Annotated in this window: 8 protein-coding genes; all 8 read right to left on the reverse strand. The window is 38.1% G+C overall.

Translation table 11 applies throughout. The features are described 5' to 3' along the window. Positions 1 to 109 precede the first annotated feature (109 nt). The 8 genes from VB796_RS15245 to VB796_RS15280 all read right to left on the reverse strand — a co-directional run bounded on the left by VB796_RS15245 (position 110) and on the right by VB796_RS15280 (position 12,906). Positions 110 to 796, reverse strand: a complete 687-nt coding sequence (locus VB796_RS15245; RefSeq protein WP_323347425.1) for an aspartate/glutamate racemase family protein — start codon at positions 794 to 796, stop codon at positions 110 to 112. A 29-nt stretch (positions 797 to 825) separates the two neighbouring features. Continuing rightward, complete coding sequence (locus VB796_RS15250) at positions 826 to 2,118, reverse strand: four-carbon acid sugar kinase family protein (RefSeq protein ID WP_323347426.1); 1,293 nt, start codon at positions 2,116 to 2,118, stop codon at positions 826 to 828. 71 nt (positions 2,119 to 2,189) lie between these two features. After that, on the reverse strand, positions 2,190 to 3,431 hold the full coding sequence (locus tag VB796_RS15255) for a ribulose-bisphosphate carboxylase large subunit family protein (protein ID WP_323347427.1): 1,242 nt from the start codon (positions 3,429 to 3,431) through the stop codon (positions 2,190 to 2,192). A 138-nt stretch (positions 3,432 to 3,569) separates the two neighbouring features. Continuing rightward, a complete protein-coding gene (locus tag VB796_RS15260) occupies positions 3,570 to 5,759 on the reverse strand; it encodes an alpha-rhamnosidase (protein ID WP_323347428.1) in 2,190 nt (729 codons plus the stop codon). An 82-nt stretch (positions 5,760 to 5,841) separates the two neighbouring features. Continuing rightward, the gene (locus VB796_RS15265) at positions 5,842 to 7,425 is read right to left on the reverse strand and encodes a sodium:solute symporter family transporter (protein WP_323347429.1); all 1,584 of its coding nucleotides are present in this window, start codon (positions 7,423 to 7,425) and stop codon (positions 5,842 to 5,844) included. A 183-nt stretch (positions 7,426 to 7,608) separates the two neighbouring features. Further along, entirely contained in the window at positions 7,609 to 10,377 is a 2,769-nt protein-coding gene (locus tag VB796_RS15270; protein WP_323347430.1) for a glycoside hydrolase family 2 protein, read from the reverse strand. A gap of 6 nt (positions 10,378 to 10,383) precedes the next feature. Then, a complete protein-coding gene (locus VB796_RS15275; protein WP_323347431.1) occupies positions 10,384 to 11,799 on the reverse strand; it encodes a sialate O-acetylesterase in 1,416 nt (471 codons plus the stop codon). Positions 11,800 to 11,907: 108 nt separating this feature from the next. Continuing rightward, the gene (locus VB796_RS15280; RefSeq protein ID WP_323347432.1) at positions 11,908 to 12,906 is read right to left on the reverse strand and encodes a glycoside hydrolase family 43 protein; all 999 of its coding nucleotides are present in this window, start codon (positions 12,904 to 12,906) and stop codon (positions 11,908 to 11,910) included. Positions 12,907 to 12,937 lie beyond the last annotated feature (31 nt).

Here is a 12,937-nt window from a genome sequence, read left to right on the forward strand (position 1 = left end):
CAACTGAACTCTAAAATATAAATATCTTTTCATCAACGGATTGAAATCCGTTGCTACAAAATTTATCGAGCCTATGGCTCTTTTTAGTCGTGTAAAGACAAGCAATTAATTACAAAATTGAAGCTAAATATTCCATTGCAATTGGTGGACTTGCCAAGATTGGCACTTGCTTTTCGTCATCACTTAGCATATCTACGACCCTTGCCATGCTGGCTTGTGCTAACACAATGACATCTACTTTTTTAGATAATTCTTTTAAAGCATCACCCACTTTTTGGTCGTGTGTAGCGGTATCTCCACTCATTAATGCCTCAAAAGCACCTTCGCAAAGTACAGCGGTTATGGCTATATCTTTACCTGCTACTTTTGCCCGTCTTGCTACTAAATCAGAAGTAGGGGCTAAGGTGGTTTGTAGGGTAGCAATCACCCCAATTTTATGCCCAATCTGAACGGCTTTATCTGCCATTGGTTGGTCAACTCGTAATACAGGAATATCTTGCAAACTTGCTGCAATTTCTACGGCTGGTCCAATAGATGAACACGTGTATAAAATATAGTCTGCCCCTGCTTCTTTGGCTGATTCGGCATAATTTACAACTCTTGCCGAAGTAGATTTAGTGAGTTCACCACAAGCAATGGTGTTTTTGATAAGGCTATCATCTACAATATTGAATGTTTTTAGATGGGGTAAATATTTGGCACACAATTCTGCAAAAAGCGGTACAAGCGTAGCTGAGGTGTGGATGAGTCCTAATGTTTTTGGCTTATCTAACTGATTTTCGTTTGAATTTGACATATCTATATTTTGTTAAAAAATGCTATTGGTTACTCGGAAACAAATAAAGTAAAGTAATTTTCGCTCCCTACTTGTCCGCCTTTAAAGTTTACTTCTAAGCCCTCAATCATCACATTATCGGAATAGGCTTTGCACAACGGAGCACCTTTCACCACAGGGGTAATCATTTCTACCGCTTTTATTTGCATGGCTCTTGCAGCATAACTACTGGTATCTCCGCCCGCTACAACCACTCGTTTTATATTACACTGTTCAACGGCATATTTGGCAATTAATCCCAAGGCATTTCCCAAAATTTCAGAAGGTAAATTGTCTGTTTTTTTATCGCCTGTATGAACAATTATTTTATTTGATGTCTCGAATTTTTCTGATAATATTTCAAATAGTGTTTCATCTAAACAATTACGCTTACTAATTGCCAAAGCGTCAAGAATTATTTCGTCAAAACCATGTTGTTTTGCATATTTTATCTGATTGGCACTTATGGGTGAACAACTACCCGAAACGACCAATAATTTTTCGGAAGGTGCTAATGTTTTCCATTCTTTTTTTGGATGTAAAATATTGGTTTTATTCCAATAACCACCCAAAGCCATTTCTACGCCAGAGCCACCAACTGAAAATAGTGGAGAATTTTCTGATGCCATTTGCTCCATAAATGCCCCGATTCGTGGCATTTGTTCATTGTAAAGTGCATCTATCAAAATTACTTTTTCATCGGTCAATTTATCTGCCCAATTATTTTGTGGTTGTTGCATTTGCACAAAGTCCAACAAACCAATGTTTTGAGTCGTTTGTTTGGATAAATGGATACGTAAATCACTCTCCGATGAGGGCGTTACGGGGTGTTTGCTCATGGAAGGGTGGCGGTCTAAACGATATACATTGCCTTGACTGCCAATACCCATTTGGGCAAATAAATTGCCAAAAACACAATATCGACCCAATGCAGGTGTGCCACCAATGACAGGTATTTTTTTGTTTTGAAAAACTGCCAAACCACAATCTATTGCCTTGCCGATACTTCCGATATTTTGTGACGAATCAAATGTTGAGCATACTTTATAGTGAATGTGTTGGGGCTGAATTGATTTTATTGCCGTGAATGCTTCCATCAAAACTTCTTCCATTTCTTCGGGGGGCAATGCTCTTGTTTTGCCCGCTACGCCAAAGGCATTCAGATTGGGAAATTTCGCTAATGTTTCTTGGCTTGGGGGGTCGATAAATAATATGCTTTTAGCCCCAGCCGTAGTAATAAATTCCAGTGCATCGGTCGAGCCTGTAAAATCATCGCCATAAAATGCTAAAAGTATTTTTTTCATGTTGTTATTTTTAAGGAAGTATTTAAGACTCGAATACTTGTTGGCAGAAAACCTCACCCGTGCGAATTAAATTATTTCCCGAATTTCTCAGCCGCTTTATCAAATTCCTTGTATTGATTTCTGGCTTCTTCCAACGTCAAACCATCAACGGTAGCTTTCCATGCTTGTTGTAATGCCACCACACCTGCCGCTGCACCCATCGGATGAGCCATAATTCCGCCACCCGCCATATACAGCAAATCAACGGTTTGGGTTCTTCGATAAGTTTCAAATGCCTGTCCACCCCATTGCCCCGACGACACAACGGGCAAAATATTTTTATGATGGGAAAATGGCTCTTTTAGCGATTGAATAGAATTTACAACGCTGTCGTCCGTTTCCCAAAATTTATTTTGGATACCATTTACGTGTAATTGGTCAACGCCCGCTAAACGCCAAATTTTCTGATAGGCTTTAAAATCAATGCCTAATAATGGATGACGAGTCATCATTCCCCAACCATTTCTATGGGCGTGAATTGCCAATGTTCCATTATCGCAAATCTTTTTGGTAGCCGACAAACCGACACTATTAATGCTAATCATGGCACAAGTGCCGCCAGCATTTACTACTTTTTCATAACGGTCTTGCATTTCATCGACTTCGCCAGTAATGTTGAAGGCATACATTATTTTTTTGCCCGTTTTATCCGCATAATCATTGATAACTTTCATCACGACATCCAACCTATTTTCAAAAGTAGAATTGGCGGATGAACCCATTAATTCATCATCTTTTACAAAATCAATTCCTGCTTCTGCCAATGTTTTTACAATATCCGCTGTTTGCTCGGGACTCATGCCAATAGACGGCTTGATGATAGTGCCAATCAAGGGTCGGTCATGTACATTGGTTAATTTTCTGCAACCTTCAATCCCAAATTTCGCCCCCGAATAATGATTTGCATAACTTTCTGGGAGGTCAATATCCATCAATTTTAACCCTGTAAATTGAGTGATTTCATACAAATTACCTTGAAGAGTGGAAACCATCACAGGAAGATTAAACCCAAAATTTTCGATACTCCAACTTACTTTTACAATAGCTCTGTGGTATTTGCCATCTTTGCTATTCGCCCCAGGAATAGCAGGTTCAGTAACGGTTTCCAGATGCTCAATACTTTCTACACGGGCGGCAAATCGTTGCTTTAATTCTTCCGTTTCGTTGGGGACTGACACAAAAGTGCCAGATGATTGCTCGCCCGCTAAAACTGCGGCAGCTTTGGCTACTTCAAAAGGTGTTTCTATATAATATGTTGCTGTAATTCTTTCCATTTTCATTTCAAAAATAGCCTGTAAAACCTCACCCCCGACCCCTCTCCAAAAGAGAGGGGAGATTACTCGGACGAATGCTCCCCTCTCTTTTGGAGAGGGGGCGGGGTGAGGTTGGTAGCACAAATTTGTTACTTAAAATTATTTAATTGTCTCATATTCAACCACATATTCTTTCCCTTTTTCAACCGTCAATTCAAAGTTTTTAGGTGAAATTTCTTTCACAATTCCCTGCTTGCAACTTGGTTTTATGGTACTTTTAAAACGCAAAGTTCCTGTACCTGATTCTGCTCCTGTAACGGTAATTTTCTTATCTGAAACTGCTAATTTTACCTCTCCTTTTGGCGTGGGAACTGAGCCTTCCATCCATTGTAAACCGCCTAATTGTGGCTCTATCAAATACGTTTCGTAGGCGGGTGAAAGTGGTTTTACTCCTAAATAATATTTTCCTAAAAGATAAATTGGACTTGCCCCCCAAGCATGACAAAGGCTTTTTCCAAATTCTCTGCCGTACATTCCATAGTGTTCCGCTCCTTTTTTATTGGGGTTATATTCTTCCCAAAATGAGGTTGCTCCGAGGTTCAACATTCCGCCCCAATAGTCTTTCATTTCTTTCAATACATATTTTTGTTCGCCCAACGCACAAAGGGCTTCCAATTCATAAAAACGCATATAAGGGGTGGTAATTTTCTGGATTTTATCGTTCAAAAGCACGTGCGTTTTGATGTCTTGTTTCTTGGATTCGTCTAAATAATTGAAGAAAATAGCGAACATATTAGTGTAACGAGTTACGTTTTCGGTTTGCTTTCCATCCACTTGGCTATGGACAAAAGCGTGTTTTTCGTTGTTCCAATAATTAGCAAAAAACTTGGTTTTTAGTTCCGTTCCAATGCTTTTGTAACGGTCTGCTCCTTTGTTATCGTTGGCGATATTGGCACATAAAGCCATCGTTTCTAAGCTTCGGGTCAAGAGTAATTGCTCAAAACTTACTTCGCCTTTTTTGCTCAGACCTTCTGCCCAGTCGATAAAAATCCAGTCACCCGCCAAGCCTTCCATCATGCCATTTTTATTTCTACGACTCAAACAATATTCCATTAACGTCTGCATTCTTGGATAAAATTGTTTGATAAATTCTTTGTCGCCCGTGTATTGATAATAATCGTAAATGCCTAAAAACCAATAAAATGTATAATCCATAATGGTATTAATGTGGCTCGTTACGGGGTCTTTTCCACGCAATGCCAATAAAGTACGGCTCACGGTTGGCGAATCGAAAAAGAGGTAATAGTTCATCAAATAACTTTGGTACGCATCGCCCGACCAAATCCAACGGTCACGCTTGATTCCGTCGATAAAAAACTCACGTGTATTGAGGTGCAAGGTATATTTAGCAACGTCGTAAATCTTATTAATTTGCTCATCCGAACAACGAAAACCACCTCTTTCAGCAACGGGTAAATATTCGTACAACATTGAAACAGAATCAAGCGAAATTGTACCGTCAAAAGTTACGTTTACATATCTAAATGCTTTGGTCAATTCCATCGTGGAATCCTTTTTTTGCGAAAGATTAATTTCCAAATTATCTAAGGTTTCGCAATGTTCGGGCGAAAGGGCTTCTTCTTTCGATTCTCCGTAATAAATCGTCAAATTCCCTTTTCCTTTCAAGCCTTTTAACTTCACAAAACCGAACGTTTCTTTTCCAAAATCCAACAAAATGGCTTTATCTTTTTTCTCCGTTTTTACAGCAAATTGCTCTTGTGTAGTCAACGAAAATTTAGAAGGTGGAATTTGTGGCGTATTAAAATTCCAGAATCCTGCATTCAGCCAAGTTGTTCCCGATTGGTCGGATGCTTTTCCTGTTTCATCAATCCATTCTTTGTCTTCAAAAGTCACCAACCACGTTCCGTCAGATACAATCGTTTTTCCTTTTACGAAAATAGAAGGCACTCTATCCTGACAAAAAACCTTTAAACTAATGCGGTGTTTTCCTGCGGGTACGGTAATTTTTTTTGGATAACCTGTAAATGGTTTGCCGTCTAATTTTACGTTATATTGTCCTTCTACAAATAATTCAACTTCCTCATTTTCAGGCACATTGAAGTCTTTGTGAAAATCAATTAGGTTATAATGGCTATCTAATTTCCAGAATGGAGGCAAAAACGAACCCCGTTCTGTACGACGATTTTGCATTTTATTGCCCAACCAAACTTCATAATCCCCTGGATACCAAATCCAAGTAGCTTGTTGTGCAAACGTGGGCAATGAAAGTAAAAAGAACAAAAACGCCGACAGCATTTTTGTCAAGGAAGGAAACTTTTGTATTGACATTGTTTTTGATTTTATATTAGTAACACAGACTTTAGTCTGTCATTTTTCCTTTCTTTTTTACAGACTGAAGTCTGTGCTACTTTTACCCAAAATATAAGTACAAACTCACCATTACAACGGCTAAGGAAATCCATAAAATCCATACTCGGCGGGTGGGTTTTATACGGTCGCTGATTTCTTGTGCAGTCGTTTCATAAACCGTAGGATTTTTGTCGAATAATGAAATTAGAACGGCTACCACAAACAAAAAGGCAAAAATGTAAAAAGATAAAAGCATATAATGAGGCCAAATTGGGTATTTATCGGGCGTAAAAACCCATAAATACAATACGCCCACGCTTAAACTAAAAGCCGAACCGAATGATAAAATACCATTTACCGCTTTACGAGTGGTACGTTTCCAGAAAACCGTCAAAAGAAATACGACCGATAAAGGTGGAGCGATGAAGCCTAAAACCGATTGAAAAACATCAAAAAGATTCAGTCCTTTGATGTTATCAATTGCCAACGCCATCATAATCGCAAACAAACAACCAGCGATTACCGACATCCGCCCAACCTTGATGAGTTCCTTATTGGTAGCGTTCGGATTTATCTTTTTGGCATACACATCCATCGTGAAAACCGTACTTAGTGAGTTCAACGAAGAGCCAATTGTACCAACTAAAACAGCAATCAATACTACAATCACAAGCCCATTCATGCCCGCAGGAAACAGGTTTGTTACCATCGTCATGTAGGCTTCCGAAGGGTCTTTTAAGTTAGGATAGAGGATAAAACAGATAACGCCCGTTAGGATAAAAAGGGGTAAAGACAATATTTTTAACCAGCCGATAAAATTTACGCCCATTTGCCCTTGTTCCAAATTTTTTGCTCCCAAAACCGATTGTACCATTGCTTGGTCAGTACAAAAAAAGGCAATTGCCGAAACGGGATAACCCAATAAAATGGCTTGCCAAGGATATTTTTTATCGTCGGAAGGATGAATTAACGACCAATAATTACTCGGAACACTGTGGTACATCGCTGAAATTCCGCCTACTTTTATCAAGCCCAAAATCGTTAAAGTCAGCGAAACGCCAATCAATAAAATCATTTGAAAAACATTCACTTTAGCAATGGCTTTTAGTCCGCCCGCAAAGGCAAATAAACCCGCAAAAAGTACCAAAACAATCACCGATTGCCACATCGGAACGCCTAAAATTTGTCGAACTAAAAAACCTCCTGCGAACAAACCCAATGATAACCAAGAGATTAAAATTTTGATAAGAGCGTACCAAGCTAAAATATTTTGGGTAGAATTGCCGTAGCGTTTCCCCATAAATTCGGGCATCGTGGACACGTTGGCAGCCAAATATTTTGGAGCAAAAACGATGGCTAATAAAAACAAAAATACGAAGGCGTACCATTCAAAATTGACTGCCACAATGCCCGTGCTGTACCCAATACTGGCAAAAGCCAAGAGCATGGAAGGACCAACATTTGTTCCCCACATATTGAACCCGATACTTGCCCAACCCAATGATTTATTGGCTAAAAAAAGGGTTTCATCATCTTTGGTTTTGGCAGAAAAACTGGCTCGATACCCGATAATTATCAAAATAACCAAATAGGCAATCACGATAATATAATCCAATGTGGTTAAACGTTCTACGATATTGGTCATGTTAGTAGCATAGACTTTAGTCTGTATAAATTTGTAACACAGACTTTAGTCTGTATAAATTTGTAACACAGACTTTAGTCTGTATAAATTTGTAACACAGACTTTAGTCTGTATAAATTTGTAACACAGACTTCAGTCTGTAAAATTGTTTATTATTAGGTTACGTACAGGTTAAAACCTGTGTTACTTACCCGTAAAATCAAAATAAAGTACCAATTCAATGGCACGTTTTGGGTCTTTTTCGTAATCATAAAAAATATGTTTCATGCTCATAGACCCTGTATTTTCGACACGGTTTGTTTTTGAACCTAAGCCCGAAATACCTTGCATAAATGAAATATCCCCACTCGGAAAGTTGAGTACATAATTTTGATAAGGGTCTGTTTTAAAAGCTGGCGTAAAGAGTCTGAAAAATACATCTTCGTTTTCGGTAACTACCGTAAAATCTTGGGTAGTAGTCAGAAATTTACACCAATACATATTGGAATGATAGCCCTTAAATTCAGGATAAACGAAAGGAATTTCCCCCGTTTCGGTATTGTTATAATCCTTTTTCCAAACCCCAAATTGATTTCCCTTCATCCGATTTTTCCAAACTCGATAAGGGCCATTTCCCATATATTCCACGCCTTTTATGTCTTTTTCGGGGAAAGAAAAATTAACGCCAAAAAAGGTTGTCAAATAAGCCGCAGGGAAATAGTTAACTTTCATTTTTACCCAACCAGAAGGATAAATCGTCCATTGAAGCGTATTGTAAGCACTTTTTTGATTAAAAGTAGATTCTATAACAAGATTTCCATCGACTGATTTTTGCGTAAATCCTTGAAAATTAGTCGCTCCTTCTTGCACAATTGGACCCTTTGCAAAAGGAATAATGCCTTTTTGGTTTTTAACTTCTTGTAGTAATCCCGTTTTTTTATTGAATGAAATGGTCAAATCTTTTGCCCGAACTTGATAAATTGAATCTAATTCTGTCAACGCTACAACTGTTGAACCTTTCGTTTCTACTAATTTTTTAGCGATTGTTTCGGGTAACGTAATTTTAAAACTCCACGTAAAAATTTCTTTTTTGTACGCATCAAAAGCCGTTACATACAATACATCGTAACGTTGCCAATCGCTTGGTAAATCGATGTTTAGTTGTCCTTTTTCGAGTGGATTTAGGTTTGGAGCATGGATAATTCCTGTTTTTTCGGTATTGTTTTTTGTGCCTAATTGCTTCAATTTCCAAGAAAAAGACGTGTTTTTGAGATTGGTAAAATGATAGCGGTTTTCAATAGTTAGTTTTCCGTCAAAAGCAGAAGTAATTTCTTTGGCTTCCATTTTTATTGGACTCCACACTTCTTTTATCGTGAAATAACTGCCTTCTTTTTCTCGATAAGGACCCACAATTCCATCGGCGGCATGATTTCCGTCGGTGTCTAAAATACCATTTTTATCGGTTCTGACAATTCCTTGGTCAACAAAATCCCATAAAAAACCACCTGCTGAAAGGGGAGATACCCACATTTTTTCCCAATAATCTTCTAAACCTGCTCCGTGTCCACCGTCGTACATTCCATGAAGAAATTCGGTGGGCATTACAATATGATGACCGTTGTCGTAGTTGCCAATTCCATAATTATAATCACGATAATGTTGGGTGTCGAAACCGCCAAAATCTTCCCATGCGTGAATTACAGGACGTTTTTGAATATCTTCTTGCGGAAAAATTGGGTCAAGTTCGTAATTATGTCCGCCTTCATTTCCGTTAATCCAAAAAATAACCGAAGGGTGATTTTCATCGTGAACCATCAATTCTTTCAATAATTTTGTACCCGTTGGCGTGTCATAATTGCCGTGCCAACCCGCTAATTCATCAAAAACAAAAAGCCCTAACGAATCGCAAACTGCCAAAAAATGGTCGTCGGGTGGATAGTGCGACATTCTTACGGCGTTCATGTTCATATCTTTCATCAAACCAACGTCCAATAAACTGATATTTTTGCTCAACGTTCGTCCCGAATTTGCCCAAAAAGAATGACGGTTTACACCCTTAAATTTCACTTTTACACCATTCACATACACGCCGTCACGCTGACGAACTTCCACCGTTCGGAAGCCAATTTGTTTGGTTATTACATGAATTACTTTGCCATTTTTTAGTAAGCTAACCACCAATTTATACAAATTTGGCGTTTCGGAAGTCCATAAATTTATGGCAGAATAGGAGTTTTCAAGAGAGACAATTGTTTGTCCCGCAGACAAGATTTTTGTAAATGAATTGCCAACTTTTCGCCCGTCCATCGTATGCAATTGAGCATTGATTTCTACCTTTTCAGTCAATGAATTTACGTGAATATTGGCTTTCAAATTACCCTTTGCATTGGCATCAATAGCAATTCGATTAATGTGTTCAAACGGTAAAATTTCTACATAAACGGGTCTAAAAATGCCCCCAAAAATCCAGAAATCCCCTTTGCGTTCAGCCTCATTAACTGATTGATTTTCAGAATGTTTACTCGCCGTTACTTCAATGGTATTTGCCCCAATTGTTACTAATTTGCCAATGTCATATTTAAAAGCATAGTAAGCACCATGATGTTTTTCGCCTGCTATTTTACCATTAATTTTCACCTCTGCATCGGTCATAACTCCTTCAAAAACAAGGTTGATAGCTTTGTCTTTCCAAGTGGCAGGAACGTTAAAGGTATGCTTATACAAACCTTGCTCTTTTCCCCTCGAACTGTCCTTTGAAAAGCCGTAATTGTACTTGCCAAAACCTTGTAATTCCCAATTGGAAGGTACAGGAATGGTAGTCCACTTTCCCGAATTTCGTCCTGCGGTACAGAAGAAATCCCAATTTACGGTTTGGTCATTTCCTGTGCCAGATAGATACACTTTTTGTGTTTCTTGGGCAGAAATTAATTGGGGAAAAATTAAGAAAAACAGTAAGTAAAAAAGGTATTTCATCTGATTTTATTTCGTTCTAAAAGGTCTTGCAGGAAGTCCAGCTTGGTTAAATAAATTGGGTTTGGCGGTTTCATCCCAAGCAAATCTAACTGCCGTTGGATTGGTAATATTTGGAGCAGAAACGATAACTTTATTCTCCTCAATAATGGCATCGGCAGGTACAAATTGCCCATCTTTTCCTGCTATTTCAAAGAATGTCAAAGGTTTTTCGTCCTTACTATACAATCCATTTTCAACATTTTTGAAAGAAATTATAATCTTTTCGTTTTCAATTTTCATGCTCTCGAAATCTGGTCCAGATGCTACGATTTTATTCTTACCATAATCATTTTTTAAAGCCAAAAAAGCCAATCTTTTGCCAATTTCCCATTTATAAGAAGGGTGTAATTCGGTCAAAGAATCAATCAAATCGGTGGTTGTTACATAATCGGTTTGGGACAGAATTTTGCTCACGTTGGCCTGTGCTTCCCAAAATGCAGGTAGTGTTCTGTTGTTTAAAACCACTTTTCCTTTTGATGAAGAATATAAATAAGGGACGATTTGAACATAATAAAAAGGCATTTTTTTGTCATGCCAAGCCTTCCGCCAACTCGAAATAAGCGTGGTCAATTTCTGCGTATATTGGACAGAATCCTTCAAAAAACAATTACTTTCACCTTGATACCACAAAAAGCCACGCATCGTAAATTGTTCAAGTGGACGAATCATGGGATTATAAAATTTGGCGGGTTCTCCATCCACTTTTTTGTCCTTGAAATCAGGTGATTCGGCAAACCCTTCCGTTGAAATCCAAGGCTCAATTCTACTGCCCGGAATTGCCGACGAAATCATTCCGATTGGTACGTCAGTTTGTAAATTTATTTCCTTCGCAAAAAAATACCCAACTGCCGAAAATGAACGAAGTGCAGAGTCTTTGGCAACACTCCAACCACGATGTAAAGAATCAGGCTTTACGAGTTCTTTACGGTTCACTAAAAAAATGCGAATATTTGGATTTTTGGCAAATTGCAATTCATCCACTGGATTTTGTCCTTGTACGTTTGGGCGTGTCACTTTGTTATTTTTCCGCATGGTATATTCCATATTCGATTGTCCCGAACAAAGCCAAACTTCTCCTACCAAAATATTCTTTAAGGTTATCGTATTTTTCCCTTGAATAACCATCTCTGCAGGAATATTTGATGTTTTCAAGGAGGCTAATTTCATCCTCCAATTGCCTTCTGAGTCGGTTTTTGTAGTTTTACGTTGCCCTCCAAATTGTACGCTTACTTGTTCACCAACGGAGGCTTTTCCCCAAACGTTGAGCGGTTTATTTCGTTGCAAAACCATATTATGCCCAAATATTCGAGGTAAGATAACCTGAGCATTTAGGGCTGAATTCATATAAAAAATGCTTAATAATAGCAGATATAGTTGTTTCATTTTTAGAATTTGGTAGGACAGGTTTTCAACCTGTCTAAAAATTATATTGTTTCGCTAACAGGTTAAAATCTGTCCTATGATTTATTCCAAGACAGGTTTTAACCTGTGCTACTTTTGGAGCAACGCATTTAAAATTCTCTTTTTTACCTTGAAAATCGTTCCGTGTTTATGTCCTTCGGGAATTGAAATTTGTTTTGAAATATCTGTAAACTTCTCAAAATCAGTCGTTTTCATCGCTCCATACGTTTTGTCTTGATAAGAATCATAATAAATCAGCCATTCATTTCCAACTTTCACCACGGAAGGACCTTCGGTAAAATTCTTGGTAAATGGAGCGGATACATTTGTAAAATCTCCCGTTGGCGTTTTGCCAAAGGCTACTTTAATATTGCGATTGGGGCGAGTGTTATCTTTTAAAATCAAGATAAAATCTTCCTTCTTTCGCTCGACAATCACTGCATCAATTACACTAAATTTAGGGTCAAGTAATAGTTTTGTAACTGTAAATGTTTTGAAATCAGCAGTTTGTGTGAAATACATTCGATGATTATTATTTTCATCTTCAATACCTTTTTCAAAACGATTTGGAATACATGATGCCCAAATGATGGTAAATTGTTTGGTTGATTTATCGAAAAATAACTCAGGAGCCCACACATTTATCGTGGTAGGTTCATGTTCCATGACCTTGATAAATTGTTGTTCCGACCAATGAATTAAATCTTTTGAATTGGCGTAACCAAATCCCAAATCTCCCCGCCAACTACTTGTCCAAACCAAATGAAAAGTGCCGTCATTTCCTTGCACAATGGACGGGTCACGCATTACTTTTTGACTGCCACTGGTGGGTTTTAACAAGATTTTATTCAAGTCCTTCCAATGATAACCGTCGGTGCTGTGGAGCATTCGCAAGCCATCGGTAGCAGGTTCGTGAAAGGACGTAAACAGATATACGTCTTTTGAACAAGCCGTTGCGAAAAGCGAAAGGAATAGTAGATATAAAACATGGCATAATTTAGTGGGATTAGAACTTCCCGAAAGTTTAAAACTTTCGGGAAGTTGAGCCAATAAGTTATATGTCAGACTATAAATTAGGTTATTTTTCATGGGAATTGTAACAGGTTAGAAACCTGTTCTA

The organism is Arcicella sp. LKC2W (assembly GCF_034931005.1).
Classification (GTDB): Bacteria; Bacteroidota; Bacteroidia; order Cytophagales; family Spirosomataceae; genus Arcicella.

Excerpts from the sequence above, each read along its gene's own strand:
- VB796_RS15245 (WP_323347425.1), bottom strand. The coding sequence starts at position 796 with ATGTCAAATTCAAACGAAAATCAGTTAGATAAGCCAAAAACATTAGGA.
- VB796_RS15260 (WP_323347428.1), bottom strand. The coding sequence starts at position 5,759 with ATGTCAATACAAAAGTTTCCTTCCTTGACAAAAATGCTGTCGGCGTTT.
- VB796_RS15270 (WP_323347430.1), bottom strand. The coding sequence starts at position 10,377 with ATGAAATACCTTTTTTACTTACTGTTTTTCTTAATTTTTCCCCAATTA.
- VB796_RS15250 (WP_323347426.1), bottom strand. The coding sequence starts at position 2,118 with ATGAAAAAAATACTTTTAGCATTTTATGGCGATGATTTTACAGGCTCG.
- VB796_RS15280 (WP_323347432.1), bottom strand. The coding sequence starts at position 12,906 with ATGAAAAATAACCTAATTTATAGTCTGACATATAACTTATTGGCTCAA.
- VB796_RS15255 (WP_323347427.1), bottom strand. The coding sequence starts at position 3,431 with ATGGAAAGAATTACAGCAACATATTATATAGAAACACCTTTTGAAGTA.
- VB796_RS15275 (WP_323347431.1), bottom strand. The coding sequence starts at position 11,799 with ATGAAACAACTATATCTGCTATTATTAAGCATTTTTTATATGAATTCA.
- VB796_RS15265 (WP_323347429.1), bottom strand. The coding sequence starts at position 7,425 with ATGACCAATATCGTAGAACGTTTAACCACATTGGATTATATTATCGTG.